Source organism: Rhodococcus sp. IEGM 1305 (assembly GCF_030058635.1).
Lineage (GTDB): Bacteria > Actinomycetota > Actinomycetes > Mycobacteriales > Mycobacteriaceae > Rhodococcus_F > Rhodococcus_F opacus_D.
The window spans coordinates 182,838-200,613 of the sequence record NZ_JASHKX010000003.1; the positions used below are offsets into that span (position 1 = coordinate 182,838).

The 17,776-nt window shown below is 66.9% G+C and carries 15 protein-coding genes and 1 pseudogene; 4 read left to right on the forward strand and 12 right to left on the reverse strand.

Annotated features, from left to right (window positions below):
* Window positions 1–15: 15 nt before the first annotated feature.
* The 7 genes from leuD to QM693_RS07495 all read right to left on the reverse strand — a co-directional run bounded on the left by leuD (window position 16) and on the right by QM693_RS07495 (window position 7,810).
* Entirely contained in the window at window positions 16–651 is a 636-nt protein-coding gene (leuD, locus tag QM693_RS07465) for a 3-isopropylmalate dehydratase small subunit (RefSeq protein ID WP_283351872.1), read from the reverse strand.
* A 95-nt stretch (window positions 652–746) separates the two neighbouring features.
* Window positions 747–1,610, reverse strand: coding sequence for a dioxygenase family protein (locus QM693_RS07470; RefSeq protein WP_283351873.1), 864 nt, complete (start codon window positions 1,608–1,610; stop codon window positions 747–749).
* 40 nt (window positions 1,611–1,650) lie between these two features.
* Complete coding sequence (locus QM693_RS07475) at window positions 1,651–2,469, reverse strand: citryl-CoA lyase (protein ID WP_283351874.1); 819 nt, start codon at window positions 2,467–2,469, stop codon at window positions 1,651–1,653.
* Window positions 2,466–3,668, reverse strand: coding sequence for a CaiB/BaiF CoA transferase family protein (locus QM693_RS07480; protein WP_283351875.1), 1,203 nt, complete (start codon window positions 3,666–3,668; stop codon window positions 2,466–2,468). The genes QM693_RS07475 and QM693_RS07480 overlap by 4 nt, the downstream gene beginning before the upstream one ends.
* Before the next feature lie 48 nt (window positions 3,669–3,716).
* Window positions 3,717–5,084, reverse strand: a complete 1,368-nt coding sequence (locus QM693_RS07485; RefSeq protein WP_283351876.1) for an amidohydrolase family protein — start codon at window positions 5,082–5,084, stop codon at window positions 3,717–3,719.
* Entirely contained in the window at window positions 5,081–6,211 is a 1,131-nt protein-coding gene (locus tag QM693_RS07490) for an alpha/beta hydrolase family protein (RefSeq protein WP_283351877.1), read from the reverse strand. Before QM693_RS07490 ends, QM693_RS07485 begins: the two co-directional genes overlap by 4 nt.
* A gap of 3 nt (window positions 6,212–6,214) precedes the next feature.
* Entirely contained in the window at window positions 6,215–7,810 is a 1,596-nt protein-coding gene (locus QM693_RS07495; RefSeq protein WP_283351878.1) for a bifunctional 3-(3-hydroxy-phenyl)propionate/3-hydroxycinnamic acid hydroxylase, read from the reverse strand.
* A 400-nt stretch (window positions 7,811–8,210) separates the two neighbouring features.
* On the opposite strand from QM693_RS07495, the gene QM693_RS07500 reads away from it, so the two are divergent.
* Window positions 8,211–9,032, forward strand: coding sequence for an IclR family transcriptional regulator domain-containing protein (locus QM693_RS07500; protein WP_283351879.1), 822 nt, complete (start codon window positions 8,211–8,213; stop codon window positions 9,030–9,032).
* A gap of 262 nt (window positions 9,033–9,294) precedes the next feature.
* Here QM693_RS07500 and QM693_RS07505 read toward each other — a convergent pair whose 3' ends face one another.
* Both QM693_RS07505 and QM693_RS07510 read right to left on the reverse strand, forming a co-directional pair.
* Window positions 9,295–10,086: an HpcH/HpaI aldolase/citrate lyase family protein gene (locus tag QM693_RS07505; protein ID WP_283351880.1), complete on the reverse strand. Its 792-nt coding sequence runs from the start codon at window positions 10,084–10,086 to the stop codon at window positions 9,295–9,297.
* On the reverse strand, window positions 10,086–11,357 hold the full coding sequence (locus QM693_RS07510) for a CaiB/BaiF CoA transferase family protein (protein WP_283351881.1): 1,272 nt from the start codon (window positions 11,355–11,357) through the stop codon (window positions 10,086–10,088). Before QM693_RS07510 ends, QM693_RS07505 begins: the two co-directional genes overlap by 1 nt.
* 215 nt (window positions 11,358–11,572) lie before the next feature.
* Between QM693_RS07510 and QM693_RS07515 the strand changes: the two genes are divergently transcribed.
* On the forward strand, window positions 11,573–12,493 hold the full coding sequence (locus QM693_RS07515) for a LysR family transcriptional regulator (protein ID WP_283335027.1): 921 nt from the start codon (window positions 11,573–11,575) through the stop codon (window positions 12,491–12,493).
* 6 nt (window positions 12,494–12,499) lie between these two features.
* Here QM693_RS07515 and QM693_RS07520 read toward each other — a convergent pair whose 3' ends face one another.
* The 3 genes from QM693_RS07520 to QM693_RS07530 all read right to left on the reverse strand — a co-directional run bounded on the left by QM693_RS07520 (window position 12,500) and on the right by QM693_RS07530 (window position 16,075).
* Complete coding sequence (locus QM693_RS07520; protein ID WP_283351882.1) at window positions 12,500–13,357, reverse strand: HpcH/HpaI aldolase/citrate lyase family protein; 858 nt, start codon at window positions 13,355–13,357, stop codon at window positions 12,500–12,502.
* Window positions 13,354–14,472: a PrpF domain-containing protein gene (locus tag QM693_RS07525; protein ID WP_283352170.1), complete on the reverse strand. Its 1,119-nt coding sequence runs from the start codon at window positions 14,470–14,472 to the stop codon at window positions 13,354–13,356. Before QM693_RS07525 ends, QM693_RS07520 begins: the two co-directional genes overlap by 4 nt.
* Before the next feature lie 208 nt (window positions 14,473–14,680).
* Window positions 14,681–16,075, reverse strand: coding sequence for an SLC13 family permease (locus tag QM693_RS07530; RefSeq protein ID WP_283335025.1), 1,395 nt, complete (start codon window positions 16,073–16,075; stop codon window positions 14,681–14,683).
* A 432-nt stretch (window positions 16,076–16,507) separates the two neighbouring features.
* Here QM693_RS07530 and QM693_RS07535 point away from each other — a divergent pair, with 432 nt between their 5' ends.
* Complete coding sequence (locus QM693_RS07535; protein WP_283351883.1) at window positions 16,508–17,428, forward strand: LysR family transcriptional regulator; 921 nt, start codon at window positions 16,508–16,510, stop codon at window positions 17,426–17,428.
* Window positions 17,429–17,607: 179 nt separating this feature from the next.
* Window positions 17,608–17,774 (forward strand): annotated as a pseudogene (locus QM693_RS07540) (ABC transporter ATP-binding protein); the annotation flags it as partial.
* Between the last annotated feature and the right edge of the window lie 2 nt (window positions 17,775–17,776).

A 17,776-nucleotide genomic window follows, 5' to 3' on the forward strand; every position in this document is an offset into this window, starting at 1 on the left:
CGTGAGGCCCGGCAGTCAGGCTTCGGGGCGAGATGTAAGAGGCAGGTCGGTGACCTGGTGGTCTTCGGACGTCGTGGGTTTCCATCGGGGCCGGGAACGCTCGTAGGCGTCGATTGCGTCCGCGTGGCGGAGGGTGAGGTCGATGTCGCCGAGGCCTTCGAGTAGTCGCCAGCGGGTGTAGTCATCGATATCGAACGGGATCGCGTGGTGCTCGGTGGTGACGGTGCATGTTCGCAGGTCGACGGTGACGGGCCTGAACGGTTCGGCCTCGACGCTCGTCCACAGGCGTTCGATGTCGGGTTGCGGGATCTCGGCGCAGAGCAGCCCGGCTTTGCCGGCGTTGGTGCGGAAGATGTCGGCGAACCGGGCGGAGAGCACGGCCCGGAATCCGTAGTCCCACAATGCCCAGACTGCATGTTCGCGGGAGGATCCGGTGCCGAAGTCGGGTCCGGCGATCAGGATGCGGCCCCGGTCGAACGGTGTGGTGTTGAGGACGAAGTCGGGCTTGGTGCGCCACTGGGCGAACAGTCCGTCGTCGTAGCCGGTGCGGGTGATGCGTTTCATGAACTTCGACGGGATGATCTGGTCGGTGTCGACGTTGCTGCGGCGCAGGGGCACCGCGATCGCGGTGCAGGTGTGAAACGGCTCCATGGAGGGGCCTTTCCAGGGGTGACTGGACAGGGGTTGCCGGCCGGGACCAGGAGCTCCGCGGGGAGGGGCCCGGCCGGCAAGTGAGGGGGACGCCGCTAGCTGGCGGGTTGGAGGGCGAAGTCGAAGTTCGCGACGAGGAACGGTTCCTCGAGGATCTGCCCGTCCGGGGCCGGGCCGGGGGCGTGCTCGACGAACGGCACGATCAGCGCGTCCTTGACGCCGAAGACGACATCGCTGTCGAGGTAGTCGGTGTCCTTCTGGAACAGGTGGGTGATCAGTTTCTTGTAGCCGGGCTGCTCGAACATGAAGTGCACGTGCGCGGGCCGGTATTCACTGATCTCGGTCCGCTCGATGAGGTTGCCGACCGGGCCGTCCATCGGGATGGTGTAGCCGAGCGGGGCGATGGTGCGCACGCAGTAGGTGCCGTCCTTGCGGGCCTGGTACTTCGCTCGGAGTCGGGCTTCGTCGATCTCGGGCATCTGCGCTTCGTAGGTGCCCGAGGCGTCGGCCTGCCAGACGTCGAGGACGGCGCCGGGGATCGGTGTGCCGGTGGTGTCGGTGACCTTCCCGGTGATGAACAGCGGGGTGCCCGCGATGCCCTCGGACATGTCGAAGCCGAACGGGGCCGGTGGGGATCCGTCGATGTGGAACGGGCCGAGGACGGTGGCCGGGGTGGCCTGTTCGGCGAAGCGGTTGTTCATCTGCACCACCAGCATGCTCAGCCCGACCACGTCCGAGGACAGGATGAACTCCTGGCGTTTGTCGTTGCTGATCTGCCCGGTGGCGGTGAGCCATTCGATGGCCGCCATCCACTCGTCGGAGGTCAGCTCCACTTCGCGGGCGTAGTCGTGGATGTGTCGCACCAACGCCGTCATCAACTCGGCCACCCGCGGGGACCGGGCGGTGGACCACCGTTTGATGGCGAGGTCGGTGATGTTGTCCTCGTTGACGAAGGCCATCGTCGTCTCCTTGATTTTTCGATCTCGAGTAGGGGTGTGGTCAGGGGGTGGGGTCGGTGTCGGGGTCGACGTAGACGGCGTTGCGGTCGACGCTCATGTAGATGTCGTGGGCGATCGGGTTGCGGCGTTCTTCGGCGATCTGGCCGAGCAACCCGGCGCACCGGGCGAGCAGCGCGAAGCCGCGGAGCAGTTCGACCGGCAGACCCAGATCCGCCAGGGCGGCCCCGCACACCCCGGCGCCGTTGAGCGGCAGAGCGCGTCCGACGCCGCGTTCGCTCATCCGGCCGATCGCCTCGAACAGTTGCAGGTGCGGGCCGCGTAGCCCTTCCTCGGTGGCGATGCCGATCAGCACGGGGGTGCGGGGGTCGCCGTCCTTGTGGTTGGGATGGCCTAGGCCGGGAACGTGTTTGCCGAGCTTCTTCTGGCGGGCGATGGCATCGAGCGCCATCTGGTCCCACTCGTCCTCGGTTGCGGGCAGCGGTCCCTCGTGGGTGTCGAGGGCGGTGTGCAGGAACTGTCCGCAGTCCTCGGTGACGCCGAGGAAGCGGGAGCCGCCGCCGAGCAGACCGGCGGCGATCGCCCCTTGCAGGGAATCGGGGGCGCTGAGGTAGGTCACCCGGGCGGCGATGGCGGTGGGGGTGAAGCCGTGGTCGGCGAGGGCGACGAGGACGGATTCGAAGACCCGCAGTTCCCCGGGGCTGGGTCGGCGCATCGCGACCAGCCAGAAGGCGAGTTCTCCGAAGCCGACCTTGCCCATGAGATCGCCGGCCAGGTCGTGGCCGAGGAGGTTGATTTCGGTGGCGGTGGAGGTGCCCAGGGAGGTGGGGTACCGGGGTGTGGTGGGGTCGGTGGTGGTCATTTCTCTCCGTACGCTGCGGCGGTCGTGGCGGCCAGCCAGGAGCGGATCTCGTCGGTGTCTTGGCCGAGGGTGGGCGGGGCTAGCTCGTAGCGGGGTTCGATTCCCGAGAACGAGATCGGGTTGCGGACCCCGGGCACGGTCTGCCCGGCCGGCCCGACCTGCACGATCGGTGCCAGGCCGAGCTTCTCGGCGTACTGCACACCCTGGGCGATGGTGTTGATCGGCCCGTTCGGCACGCCGACCTCGTTGAGTTTGGCGAACCAGTATTCCGCCGATTGGGTCTGCAGCCGTTCGACGAGCAACGGGCGCAGTTCCTCCCGGCGCTCGGTGCGGTCGGCGTTGCGGGCGAAGCGTTCGTCGTCGGCCAGTTCGGGAACGCCGAGGACCTCGACGAGCTTGCGGAACTGGCCGTCGTTGCCGGCGGTGACGATCAGATCGTTGTCCGCGGTCGGCAGCGGCTCATAGGGGAACAGGCTCGGGTGGGCGTTGCCCATCCGGTTCGGGGTGACCCCACCCGCGACGTAGGCGGAGGTCTGGTTGACCAGCCCGCTCATCGCCGACGCGAGCAGGCTCGTCTCGATGTTCTGGCCCTTGCCGGTCATCGACCGGTGCCGCAGGGCGGCAAGGATTCCGATTGTCGAATGCAGCCCGGCCATCACGTCGAAGACGCTGATCCCGGCTCGGTAGGCGGGCCCGTCCGGGTCGCCGGTCAGGCTCATCAACCCCGACATCGCCTGCACGATCAGGTCGTAGCCGGGCAGGGAGGCGCCCTCGGCGGTGCCGAATCCGCTGATCGAGCAGTAGATCACCGTCTCGTTGCGTTCCTTGACCGAGTCGTAGTCGAGGTCGAACCGCTTGAGGCCCCCGGGTTTGAAGTTCTCGACCACGATGTCGGCGCGGGCGGAGAGGGCGTGGGCGACGGCGAGGTCGTCGGGGTCCTTGAAGTCGAGGACGATCGACTTCTTGTTCCGGTTGATCGCCGCGTAGTAGGTGGAGACCCCGTCGGGGCGGACCGGGGGCACCCAGGATCGGGTGTCGTCACCGCCCGGGCTTTCAACCTTGATCACCTCGGCGCCCATGTCGGCGAGCAGCATGGTGGCGTAGGGGCCGGCGAGGACCCGGGAGAAGTCGGCGATGACGATGCCGTCGAGCGGCCGCGGCCGCGGCGGCCGCGGACCGGTCGTGGATTCAGAGTTCACGTGAACATTTCCTTTCGAGTGGACCCGTGCGGGTCCGGTGGGAGCGGGTCAGCCCTCGACGAGGTCGAAGGCGAACAGCCGGTCCCGGGAGGCCTCGGCGCGCCGGCGGATGCCGCCGAGGTCGTATCCGACGAGCCGTCCCTGGTACTTGCGGACCTGCCCGGCCACCAGGACGGTGTCGACGTTGCCGGGGTGCCCGGCGCCGACGATGCTCGCGGCAACGTCGTTGGCGGGCAGCAGGTTGGCGTCGTCGACCCGGAGCACGATCAGGTCGGCGTCCTTGCCCGGGGTGATGCTGCCGGTCTTGTGGTCCAGGCCCGAGGCGCGGGCCCCTTCGATGGTGGCCATCGCCAGCAGGTCGGCGGGGGTGAAGGCGGGCAGCGTGTCGTAGGTGGCGGGGTCGATACTGATGCCCACGTTCTGCGCCGACAAGGCGGCGCGCATGACGTTAAACATGTCCCCGGCGACCGAGGCCTCGGTATCGATGCTCAGGCTGGGGCGAATCCCGTTGGCCAGCAGGCGTCCGGTGGCGGGGGCACCGAGACCGGGCAGAACCGCCTCGACCGCAGCGGAGACCGAGGCGTGGCCGCCGGAATCGGCGAGCATCTTCAGTTCCTCGTCATCGCTGGTGCAGCAGTGGATGAACAGCAGGTCCTCACCGAGCAGTCCGGCGTCGCCCAGGGAGCCGATGCCGCGGAACTGCGGCCCCCACGGCCCGTTCCCGACGTGCATGCTCGACCGGATGCCCAGTTCGCGGGCCATCGCGAGGTCTTGGGTGGTGACCTCGAGGGTGGACAGTTCAGGCCCGCGGAGCATGGCCTGCAGGGTGACCAGGGCGTCGTCGTCAGCCAGCACCTCCGATCGCACCCGCCGGATGTCCTCGGGGTGGGTGGCCTCGCCGCGCAGCATCCACTTGTTCGAGTCGATCGACGGCCACCCGAAGGCGAAGACACCGCGGATGCCGGAGTCCCGCAGCGCGCCGATCGCGGAGTCGGTGTGGTCGGGGCTGTTCTGGATGTGCGACTCGTCGCGCAGGGTGGTGATACCGGCGTCGAGGGCACCGAGCGCGCCGACCAGGTTGCCGATGTAGACGTCCTCGGGATTGAACTGCGGGCCCCAGGTCACCTGGATGTGCTGCCGGTACTTCGGGAAGTCCCAGCCGGTGCCGACCTGCCGGATTGCGCCCTGCCAGGTGTGCCGGTGGGTGTCGACGAAACCGGGCAGCACGGCGCGGTCGGTGCCGTCGATAACGGTGGCGCCGGTGGCATCGAGCGAGGAGCCGACCTCGACAATTTTGCCGTCGTCGATCAGGACGTCGCCGATGAAGTCGCCGAGAGCGTCGTCCTGGGTGAGCAGGTGGGCGCCGCGGATCAGGATGCGGCCCTGCGGAACCTCGGTGGTCTTCGCGCTGGTCATCGGGGGTCTCCTTCGTCGTTGAGCCGGTCGGCGAACCAGTCGGCGATGCGGGTGTGCTTGTCGTGCGAGTGGTTGTAGATGCAGTGATCGCCGTCCGGGAACTCGCTGAAGGTCTTGTCGGTCGATCCGGCACCGTCGTAGAGGGCGCGGGCGTTGTCGATCAGGAACACCTGATCGGGGGTGCCGTGCATGACATGCAACGGGCAGGTCAGATCGGCGAGTATCGGTGCGGTCAGCACGAACGTCTCCATCACCGCCCGCGCCTCGTCCGGGTCCGAGATGCCCAGCAGCGCCTGCACCTTGGTGATGAACCGGCGGTAGCGGTCGACGATCTCCGCCGGGCGGACGGTGCCGCCGTTGACGCAGCACGCCGCGATCCGGGGATCGGTGGCCGCCACCAGGGCGGCGAGGAAGCCGCCCATGCTGTTGCCCCAGATCCCCACCCGATCCGACAACCGCTCATCGGCCTGCAGGTGATCGATCATCGCGGAGAACGCCTTCTCCACTCCTTGGGTCAGATACATCCCCTGCAGCACCCGGGTTTCGCCCTGGCCGGGGCCGTCGACGAGGAGCACCGCGATACCGCGGGCGAGCAGGTACGTTGCCCCGACGTGGTATTCCTCGCGCCACCCGTCGAATCCGCCCGTCACGATGACCACCGGCGGCCTGCTCACCCCGGCCGGGCGGAGCAACCAGCCGCGCAGTTCGGCGTCCTGATACGGGATGCCGACGTGCTCGACCGGCGGATCGGCGAGAGCGCCTGCGGCCCCGTAATATTCGATCAGCTTGTGATACATCGGTTTCTTGCGAGGGTCACTGTCCGGCAGCGGGACCTGCCCGACCCGGTAACAGGCGCTGGCGCGCAGGTAGTCGGCGCGGGCGGTGAGCAGGTGCCCGGCCGCCGCCGCGTCCGCCGCGCCTGCGGCGATCCGCGCACCGACCCGGGCGCCGGCGTCGGCCCAGGGCACCCCGGAGTCGGCGAGTGCGTACAGCTCGGTCATGTCGGCGTAGTCCATGCCGTTGCCGATCAGGCGCTGAAGCGGCATGGCCCGCTTGTGTGCATCGACCTCCGCCTGCCAGGGCGCGGTTTCCGTGGCGGTGGTGGTGTCGTGTTCGGTGTTCGTCATCGCTTAGACCGTGGCGGGCTGGGCGTCGGGCTGCGGAACCGGTGCGGGGGCGGGGAAGAGGCCGGCGAAGCCGTCTGCCAGCGAGTCGAGCAGCAGGCCGGCATCGGCCGGGTCGGCCACGCTGCCGAACAGCCAGAAGTCTGGTCGGACCAGCACGGTCGAGCGGCCCAGTGCGGTCAGCCACGTGCTGTAGGTGCCGTCCACGTCGATCACCGGGGCGCCGGAGTCGGGGGCGCCGACGTGGGCGGTGACGATGCCGATCCGGTCGATGAAGTCGCGCTGCTGGTCGGTCAGTGACGTCAGGGCGGCGGAGTCGGTGGTCAGTAGCACCCAGCCCTTGCCGACGAGGTCGTCGAACAGGCCGGTGGTCCCGTCGACCTGCACCATCCCCTGGTAGCCGACCGTCCCGGCGGTCGGGTCGTCGGGGCGGACGAAGGAGGTGGGGCCGGGGATCTGCGGGAACGGCGGGATCAGCGACGGATCCGCCAGTGCCGCCTTCATGCCCTGATCGCGCATCTCGGCGATCGCGGGATCGGTGACGACGCAGGGCAGACCGATCTCACGGGAGAGGTTCATCCACGCCACGAAGATGGGTTTGCGGTCGGCGGTGTAGCTGTCGAGGATCTGCGGGGACGCCTGCCCCTTGAGCACCAGATCGAAGCGCCAGGCCAGCGAGGAGGCGTCGCGGATGCCGTTGCACATGCCCTCGCCGGCGAACGGCCACAGCACATGGGCGGCATCGCCCGCGAGGAAGACCCGCCGGTCTTGCCAGTGTTCGGCGACGACCTCGCGGAACCGGTAGACCGGGCGGCGCAGGATCTCCACGTCGTCGGGTCCCACCCACGGGGACAGCAACTCCCAGACGCGTTCTTCGGTGAAGTCTTCCGGCTTCTCACCGGGCAGCAGGGTCCATTCCCAGCGGTGATGCTGGGCGCCGAGCTGGAACAGGCAGCCCGGTCGGGCCGGATCGGCGAACTGGCCGTTGTCGAACTCGAAGTTCAACTTGTGCTTCTCTTTACAGTCGACCACGAGCTGTTCGTAGTCGCAGTTGCCGACCCAGCTCTTGATGCCGAGGGCTTCGCGGATGGAGCTGTTCGCCCCGTCCGCGGCCACCAGGTATTTGGCGCGCACCTGCGTGCGTTCGCCGGTCTTGCGGCTCTCGAGGGTGACGGTGACACCCTCCTCGTCCTGCTCGAAGTCCACCGCCTTGGTGGCCATGGTGACGTCGACGTTGCCGGTTTCGCTGACGGCGCCGTTCATCGCGAGCTCGAGGTAGTTCTGGTAGAAGATCCAGTGCCCACGGTGCCCGTGCGGGCCGGTCGTGCTCCAGTCCAGGCGCAGCAGCAGGTCGCCGTCGAACGCCTTCGTGCGCATGTCGTACATCTCCCACGGCACCGCGTCGGACTTGAACTCCTCGGCGATCCCGATCTTCTGCAGCGTGCGCACGATCTCGTCGTCCATGTGGCCGGCCCGGGACAGCCCGTAGAGGGTTTCGTGGGCTTCGAATGCCGCAACCGAGTGCCCGGCCTGGCCGAGCTGGGTGCTCATCATCTGCCCTACAGGTCCGAAACCGATGACGACGACGTCGTAGGTTTTCATCGCTGGTGATCCTTTCGAGGTTCTTCGTTGTCCGCCCGACCGCAGGCGGGGTGTGGGTGCTCGTGCAGGGCGCGGGTCCGCGAATGCCCTTCCCTGGGTTCGTCTTGGAGAACCCAGCCGCCTCACCGTCACCGGTTCGCTCGCGGCGTCGCGCTGCACATCTTCAGTTTTGATTCACCCGAACGATCTCTCAACGGCAAAAGTGCTGTTCAAAAGATTATTGTCCGTCTGGCGGACACTGGTCCGTTGGTGTAAGTTCAAGAATGCCCCGCTCGAAACGATGTGTCAAGCGTCATAGAGTCGGTCGACTGTGAGAGCAGATGCCGAGGTGGCACCGTCGAGCGGGGTCGGCTCGAGCTAATACTGGAGATCGAACGACACCTACCGAAGGGGGCCCGCAATGGCCGAACGAGGGACCGGGCCTGATTTCATCGAGGCCCTGGCCAGGGGCCTGCACGTGCTGAAAATCTTCTCCCCCGACCGGCCGGTGATGTCCCTGAGTGAGGTGGCCAAGGAAACCGATCTCGCACGCCCCACCGCACGGCGCATCCTGCTCACCCTCGAAGAGCTCGGCTACGTGCGTTCCGGGCACAGCGGCTACACCCTCACTCCCCGCGTTCTCGAACTCGGAATGGCCTACATCGGCGCCCTGAACCTGTGGGACATGGCCCGGCCGCACCTCGAGGAACTTGTCTCACATACCGGCGAATCGTCCTCGATGGCCCAACTCGACGGCTCGGACATCGTCTACGTCGCCCGCGTGGCCGTACCCAAACTCATCGCCCTGCGCGTCGACATCGGTACCCGGTTCCCCGCCATGGTCACCTCACAGGGAAGGGTTCTCCTCGCCGCGCTCAGCCCGGAATCCGCACGCGCCGTACTCGATGAGCCCAGCCGCTCCGGCCTATCGACGCGCGACTACACGCCGTCGCAGATCGACGACCTGCTCGCCGAAACCCGGGAACGCGGCTGGGCACTCGCCGACCAGGACCTCGCCCCCGGCGTCCGCTCGATCGCCGCTCCCGTCCGCGACGGCCACGGAGTAGTCCGCACAGCCATGAACGTCACCGTGCACGCCGCCGAAACCTCCGTCGAGACCCTCACCGAGAAGTACCTCCCACTTCTCCTCGACGCCGCGGCCGCAACCACCAACGACTGGGCTGCCTGGCAGAGCAGGCCCATCACATCCGCGCCGCGTAGCTCCGACAGAAAAATAGTCTGATGCAACAGACCTCGCGGTACACCTAGTATTCGAACAATGCCGAATGCAAGGCGGATCGTCGAGGCCGCGCAGACAACGGGCCGAGCAGCGTCGAGGCCGGGCGTTCGGTCAGCGAAACGATCGGGATGTCGTGGCCGCCGGCGCTCCCGACTCGCGTGAGGTCAGCCGAAGGTCCCAGCGCGGTCGTCGAATCCCATCGCTAGCGCGCTGAGACGGCCGCAGGTTCGATCGCACCACTCGAACCTGCTCACCTCACGGTTCGTCAGGCGTGGGCGGAAGCCAGTATTTTCCGTGCCCGGTCCGCGACGGGGAGGTCGACGAACTCGCCACTGGGTAGTCGCACCGCAGCGCCGCCAGCGTGCTCGAATGCCTCGACGACCTTTCGAGCCCAGTCGATGTCGTTCTGTCGCGGACTGAAGGTGGTGTGGATGGCCGGAAGCTGAGCGGGGTGGATGGCGGACTTGCCGAACAGGCCGAGGTCACGGCTGTGGGTGGCCTGGCGGACGAGTCCGTCGCTGTCGTGGATGTGCGGGTAGACGCTGTCGATCGGTGGTGCGATGCCGGCCGCGCGGGCGGCGACGACGAGGTGGGAGCGCGCGTACTGCATGGGAACGTCGCCGTCGCCCGTGCCGAGGTCTCTTCTAAGATCGATACCGCCGAGCGCGAGATGCGTGACCGCCGGGTGGTCGGCGATCGCAAAGGCGTTGGCAACACCTTTCGCGGTCTCGATGGCGCAGATCAGTGGCTTTCCGGGCGCCCGGTCCGTGACCCAGCGGATGTCGTCGAGTGTTTCGACCTTGGGGATGCGGATGCCGTGCGCGGACGTGGCGACGGCCCCTAGATCAGCGTCCGCCAATTCGGTCCCCGGCGCGTTGATCCGCACCCATGCGGTTCGGGTGGTGATGACGGATGCGACGTTCGCTCTCGCGGTCTCCTTCTCGGTAGGAGGTACCGCGTCTTCGAGGTCGAGGATGACGGCGTCCGCGCCGGCGTCGAATACCTTGCTGAGCAGTTTCAGGTTGTGGCCGGGCGCGAACAGGTAGCTGCGGTCCATCACAGGACGCCCTTCTCGGTGAGTGCGGTCAGTCGGTCCGGGTCGATGCCGAGAGTGTCCTGGTAGAACTGCTCGTTGTCCTGGCCGAGTCGGCGGCCGGCGAAGTTGATCGCACCGGGTGTTCCGAGCATGCGGAGCATGAGGTTCTGCATCTTGATCGGGCCGAGGTCTTCGTCGTCGACGGTGGTGATGCAGTGGCGGTCGAGGACGTGCGGATCGTTCATCAGTTGCGCGACGTCGTAGATCGGTGCCAGTGCGGCGCCGACGCGTTCGAATTCGGCCGTGACTTCGTGCAGCGGTCTGTCGGCGATCCATTTCGCGACCGCTTCGTCGAGCAGGTCACCGTTGCGGCTACGTTCGCCGGCGGAGTCGAACCAGGGTTGTTCGACGATGTCGGGTCGGCCGACCAGGCGCATGACTCTTTCGGCGACGGAGGTGGCGCTCGCGGAGATGGCGACCCACTGCCCGTCCTTGGTGAGGTAGGTGTTGCGTGGGGCGTTGTTGGGGGAGCGGTTGCCGTTGCGGCCGGCGATGGTGCCGAGTTGGTCGTACGCGGTGGGTCCGGGACCGAGGATCCCCAGCAGTGGTTCGAGCAGTGACAGGTCGATCACTTGCCCCTTGCCGTCGCCGTCCGGGCCGTTGCGGTGCAGTAGCGCGGTCACCACGCCGAAGGCGCCGGCGAGTCCGGCGACACCGTCGGCGAGACCGAAAGGTGGCAGCGTCGGCGGACCGTCCTCGCTCCCGGTCTGGTGCGCGAATCCGCTCATCGCCTCGGCGAGGGTCCCGAACGCCCGGCGCTCGGCGTAAGGGCCGGATTGGCCGAAGCCGGTGACCCTCAACATCACAAGTCTCGGGTTGATGTCGTGGAGGTGGTCCGGGCCGAGCCCCCACTTCTCGAGTACGCCGGGGCGGAAGTTTTCCACCAGAACGTCGGCATCGACGACGAGATCGCGGAGCATCTGCTGGCCCTCGGCGGTGCCGAGATTGAGGGTGATGCATGTCTTGTTGCGCGAGATGACCTTCCACCACAAACCGTGCCCGTCCTTCTGGGCTCCGTGTGAGCGGGCGGGATCGCCTGTGGGGTGCTCGATCTTGATCACATCCGCCCCGTAGTCACCGAGCAGCATGGCGGTGATCGGTGCGGCGTAGACGGTACTGATGTCGAGGACTCGGATGCCGTGCAGCGGACCGCGTGCCGGAGTAGAGGTGCCGCCCGTGCTCTCGTCGGCCTGGTCGTCAGGCGGGCGGATGTCACTCGGGTGTGCAGTCATAGGCTGTCCTCGCGTGGTGGGGGGAGGCGATATGGGGTGCGGCGCGTCGCCGCGGACGAGTGCCGCCCGATAGGCGGGTGCCAGGTGTCCCGGCGCGGCCGAAAAATTGTCAGGGCGCCGCTGCCGCCACTTCAGACTGGCACCCACACGGTTCAACTACAATCACGGGTATGTCGACAGGCATTAACTTCTTCTAAAGTCAGGAGGTGGGTCGGGTGCTGGACACGACCAGGATGTTCACGCTGCGCGAGGTCGCCGAGCACGGCTCGATCACCGCGGCAGCGGCGGCGCTCGGGTACACCACTTCGGCTGTCTCCCAACAAATCGCCAAGCTGGAGAAGGAGGCCGGGCAACCACTCCTCGAGCGGCACGCGCGAGGTATCGTGCTGACCGAGGCCGGGCGGTCGGTGGTCAAGCACACCGAACGCATCCTGATCGAACTCGAGGCCGCCGATGCCGAACTCGCCGAGATCAAGGGACTGCGCGCGGGTGTGCTGGCGCTCGGCACGTTCCCCACGGCCGGGTCGTCACTGCTGCCACTCGTGGTCAAGGAGTTCAAGACCCGGCACCCGGGGGTCGAGCTGAAGGTGCTCAGTGGTCGGTTCGCGTATTTGGTCGATGCGCTTCGCCGCCGGGAGACCGAACTGTCGCTGCTGTGGGACTACGAGTGGAACCGGGTGGATGACCCCACGTTGACGTACCATCACGTGATGAACGATCCGACCGTGCTGCTGGTGTCGGAACGGCACCGACTGGCCGACCGCGACTCGATCCGGATCGCCGAATTGCGCGACGAGTCGTGGGTGGTCCGCGCCGACGATCATCCGGTCGCGCAAACCCTCGAAAAACTCTGTCAGCAAGGTGGTTTCACGCCACGCACGAGTGTCTTCGCGCACGACTACGGTGAGGTGCAGGCGATGGTCGCCGTCGACCTCGGCGTGGCTATTGCTCCGCGACTGGCCGTGCTCAACCTTCGGCCCGACGTCCGGTCGATTCCCCTCGCTACCCGTCCGCCGCAACGGCGGATCCTGGTCGCGCATCTGACCGAGCGGCGGCTGAGCCCGGCCGCGCAGGAAGGAATCGCGGTGTGCGCTGCCGCCGCCCACCAGCTGCAGGAGGGCTTCGAAACCGGATAGGACCGGTCAGCTTCGGCCGATTCCGAACGCGTCGGCAAGGTGGGTGATCTTCTCGGCGCGACCGAGCCGGGGCAGGTCGCTGCCGTCGCGGACAATCCGGCCGCGGGCTTCGAAATCGGCGAGAAACTCCCGCGCCCAGGTCACGTCCGAGGGGGTGGGGCTGACGGTTTCGTTAATTACCGGCAGTTGTTCGGTGTCCAGACACAGCTTCCCGGTCAACCCGAGGGACACGGACACGGCGGACTGCTCGCGCAGCACGGTGTGACTGTTGCTGACGGTGGGGCCGTCGATCGGTCCGGGCAGGTTGCCGATTCGGCTGGCGACCACCAGCCGGGAGCGGGGGTAGGCCATGGCGAGGTCGTCGGCGCTGGTGCCGGTGTCGCGGCGATAGTCGCCGCTGCCGAAGGCGAGCCGGAAGACGCCGCGGGCGCGGGCGATATCACGCGCCTGATCGATTCCGAGGGCGGATTCGACCAACGCGAGTACCGGGGTGGATCTGCCGAGTCGGTCGAAAGTTTCGGTGATGTGTTCGGCGGCTTCGGTTTTCGCGAGCATCACGCCCGCCAGTCCGGGAAGCCCGGTGAGGCGATCGACGTCATCGCTCCAGTAGGCCGAGGAGCGGTCGTTGATCCGCACCCAGGCCGAGGTGTTCTCGAGCCAGGCGGCGACCTCTTCCCGTGCGTCGGACTTGAGTTGGGGGTCGACGGCGTCCTCGATGTCTAGGACGATTTGGTCCGCGCAGGAGCGGTAAGCCTGGTCGAACAGGTCGGTGCGGGTGCCGTTGACCAGGAGCCAGGATCGGGCGATCCGAGCATCGATTTCCCGACGTGCGATCGCCACGTTCTCCGGTGTTCGGATCCTCATCGCGCGGAGCCGACCAGTGCCGGGGCCGGCGCCGGGGCGGTGACGAACAGTTCCGCCGATGCGATGCGGCGGGCCGCCCGGTGCAGGGTGACCGATTCGAGTACCCCGTCGAGGGAAACGGAGAGGTCGACATCGAGTACCCCGGCGGGTGTCCCCACCCGAAGCGATCCCGGCCACCGGACCTGTGTGTTTTCGGTGACGACACCGCCGGTCACGGTGGACGCCGCGGCGACAGCGACCGCGGAGGTGAGCCCGATCGCCGGGTGCGGGGCGAGCATCGACAGCATCCGGACCGAGATGTCGTAGTCCTCGGCGCGGATGTCGACGCCGGCGCTGGTGCGGTAGTCCGCCGGCGGACCCACGACACCGACTTTCGGAATCGCATGGGAGATAGGATCTCCCGGCTTGCTCAACCCCATCCGCAACGATGATTCCTGTCGCAGCCGGAGCAGCAACGGCAGGTGTTCGGCGATCGTCTGGTTGTCCTCCGCGCCGGTCAGGCCGAGGTCGGCGGCGTCGAACAGCGCCGCCGGGGCGCCGGCGACGACCATCGTGGCGTGATAGCTGCGGCCCGCGATCGTGACACGATCGATGGATGCGCCGGTGGGCAGCAGGGTGGTCGCGCCGCCGGCGAGACCGGTGAAGGTGAGCCCCACCGGGACACCCAACGCGCTGGTACCGGGCACGGCCGCGTCGCCTTCGGTGGGGATCATCCCGCCAGGGGTGGCAATCTGAGCGTCCAGGATCGCGCCGGTGTTCTGGTTCCGCATCCGCACGGTCGTCGTCGCGGAGTCCACCGGAACGAACCCGGACTGCAGCGCGTACAGCCCGATCGCCGTGGCGCAGTTTCCGCAGTTGCTGCCCCATTCGACCTGGCGGTCACCAATCGCGACCTGAGCAAACAGGTAGTCGACGTCGATTCCGGGCTCGCTGGAGCGGCGCACGATCGCCGCCTTCGAGGTGGTCGAGCTGCCGCCGCCGACGCCGTCGAGCTGACGCGGATCACCCGAGCCGAATGCCGACGTCAAGATGGCATCGAGGCCGCCGGCCTGAGCAATGAGCGGATCGACGTCGAATGCGTTGAACAGCCAGCACTTGCTGGTTCCTCCCCGCATCCAGGTTCCATGAAGTGTGAACACGGTCCGGCCCACCTTTCGGGTTCGAAGAGTTTGTGAGGCACCGCTGGAGGCTCTGATCGGATGGGGAGCGTGCTTCCCAGCGGTGTCCCACTGCCCACCCTGACCTACATCAGGGTGGAGAACAATGGCGAATAAGTCGATGAGGGTTAAGTTCAGTTAAACCCTCGCGGGTGCGGTCTGCGTGTCAGACCAGAGTCGGGACGGCCACCAGCACCAGCCAGCACAGGGCCGGCGCGATCGCGACCACGATGCCCGCGTTGAGGAGCAGTTGCCGGTAGAACCGGGGCCGCTCGATGTTCTGGGCGTTGGCGAGGACGAGTGCGCCGTTGGTCGAGAACGGGGAGACGTCGACCACGGTGGCGGAGATGGCGAGTGCTGCCACGACTCCGACGACCGGCAGCGCCCCGGTCTGCAGCAGAGGAAGCGCGAGCGGGATGACCGCGGTGAGTAGCGCCGTCGACGATGCGAACGCCGAGGTGACGCCGATGACGTAGCAGAGGACGACGGCGACCAGCAGCGGTGCGCCGATGGTGATCGCCATCTCGGCGAGGTGGTCGATCGTGCCGATCTCTTCCATGAGCGAGATGTAGGTGACCATGCCGGCGACGAGCAGCACGGTGGACCAGCTGATACCGGCGATGGCCTCACTCTGCTTGGACAGGTCGGTGAAGGCGAGGATCGCACCGGCCGCGATGGCGACGAAGCTGATCGGCATATGCAGCACCAGGACCAGCACCAACACCGCGGCAATCAGGACGAGGGTGAGCTTCTGGACCCCGGTGACCGGCTGCACGTCGTGGTCGGTGACGACCTCGGTGCGCGGCGTCCGGATGAGGACCTGAGTGCCGCCCCCACCGGACGATTCGCCGGCCGGCGTTCCCCCGGGTCCCGCGGTGGGGGTGCTCAGCGCGCTCCCACCACCGTCGGAGTCGATGCCGGCGCTCGAGCCGGTGGCGGAGAACTCGAGATTCCGTACCCGGGCAAGGACGGCGTAGCCGACCACTGTGAGGACCGAAAGCAGCAAATTGATGCCGTAGCTGGCGAAGAACAGGGTCCAGGGGGCGATCGTCAGGCCGCTCGACTCGACGATGTCGCGGACGAGGACACCGGAGACCGAGATTGGGGAGAACGCTCCGGCGTGCGCGCCGTTGATGGTCATGATGCCCATTACCAGCGGACTCATCCGGGTCCGGGCGGCGAACGACATCGCCGCCGGGGAGATCAATGCGACGGCCGCCGGGCTGAACGTTCCCAGGGCCGTGAGCACGGAGGCGCAGAAGAAGAACACCCACGGGACGATCGTCACTCGTCCGCGAACGCCGCGAATGCAGGCGTTGACCAGGAGGTCGATGGTCCCGTTCTTCTTCGCCATACCGAAGAAGTAGGTGACGCCGATGATCGTCAGCACGATCGAACTGGGGAACTCGGCGAGGATTTCCTTGTCGTCGTAGCCGAGGAGGAACGCCCCCACGACGAAAGCGCCGATGAACCCCAATATGCCGATGTTGATGGGGAAGAAGGTGGCTATCACGAACATTGCCACCAACGCGATCAGTGGCAGTATCTCGATGGAAGTCATGGGCGTTCTTTCGGTTCGCTGCGGGGCGGATCGAACGGCGCCTGGTCGGCGGCCGGTCGCGACGGACAGAGGTGAATATGGGGCGGAGTCACGCGATGTAGATCGGGAGCTGTCACTCCCGCAGGCGCTGTGCGCGGTGCTCGCCGCCGCCCGAGGTGACTGTCGACGGCGTCGGCCGCCCACCCCGCACCGGGTTGCAGTACCTCATCGATGCCGGCCGAGGGGCGCCGCAGTGAGCGCACTGGGCGACCGACGGGATCGACAGGGCGATTCGGTGCTGTGATCCCGGGTGGTGAGGGAGTTGCGATCGTCTGCATGTCACATCCTTCGCTTGATCATTACCCAGATCACACTATGAGCGGGTTATGTTTATGACAATGTCGTATTTCTACGGCGGGGTTTAGCAGGATTAAAGGCTTGTGGGAGGTATCGATGCGCAACTCGTTCGATGTGGTGACACTGTTCCTGCTCCTCGACATCGCCGAGGCCGGATCCCTCACCGGCGGCGCCGAACGCGCCAACGTCACGCCATCCGCCGCGTCGCAACGCATCGCCAAACTGGAACAGGAGATCCGACAGCCGGTGTTGACCCGCCTGCCGAGAGGCGTCCGGTTGACCGAGGCCGGTGAAATTCTCGTCACGCGTGCGCGGCTGTTCCGTCAGGAAATGCGCGCTGCCCGTGGTGACCTGGAAGCTCTGCTGGGGCTCGAGCGCGGCACCGTCCGACTCGGCTCCTTCCCGACCGTCAGCGCCTCACTACTCTCGGACGCGCTGAAGGACTATCACGCCCACTGGCCCGGCATCGACGTGCGGGTCCAATCCGCGGTCCGCCCGCGACTGCTGGAAATGCTCCATTCGAGCGAGGTCGAAATGGCGTTGCTCTGGAGTTACGACTGGACCGAGGAGACCGAGAAATCCCTGGCCCTCATACCGCTGATGGAGGACGAAACGGTCCTGCTCGTCCCGCTCGACGGGCCATACATCGACAATGTCGCGGTGGCATCGCTGCGATCGGCGAAGTGGATCATCCGCAACGCAGACCACCCCGCCGCCGAAGTGCTTTACCGTAGCTGCGAGACGGCAGGGTTCACCCCGAACGTCGTCTACGAGGCCCATGACTACCAAGAGATCGAAGCGATGGTCGCCGCGGGGGTGGGCATCGCCATGGTTCCGCGTCTGGCCGTCGCACACCATCGCCCGGACGTCTGCGCTGTGCGATTTCTTCCCACCGACCGGGTTCCGACACGATCGATTTACATCGCTTCGCTTGCGCGTCGGCAGTACACCCCGAGCATGCATGCCGTCTCCCGGGCGCTGCACGACGCCGCCGACACCATCATCGCGCGACGCTGAGTTTCGTCTCCGCCCTGGAGTGAGGACAGCTATAGATGCAGCCTCGACCAGCCGAGCCAGTCCAGCCGGGATCACCAGGACGTCGTCCGCGTTGTATACCTGCGTGCCAGCGCACGAGAATCTGGAGCGAACTCGCCCCTGCCCGAGATCCTACGAGTTCTCGCCCGATCTTGCGGACCGCCGCCGAGATCGACGCGACGATCTGATCGTCTCGCACAACATCAATCTCGCGCGGACGGTGTCGCACAACATCGGCATGCTGTTCCGTCGTCATCTTGTGATGTTCGGTCCGCGGGAGGTGCTGCTCACCAGTGAGGAGCCGGTGGTCAAGCAGTTCCTGTGTGGTGC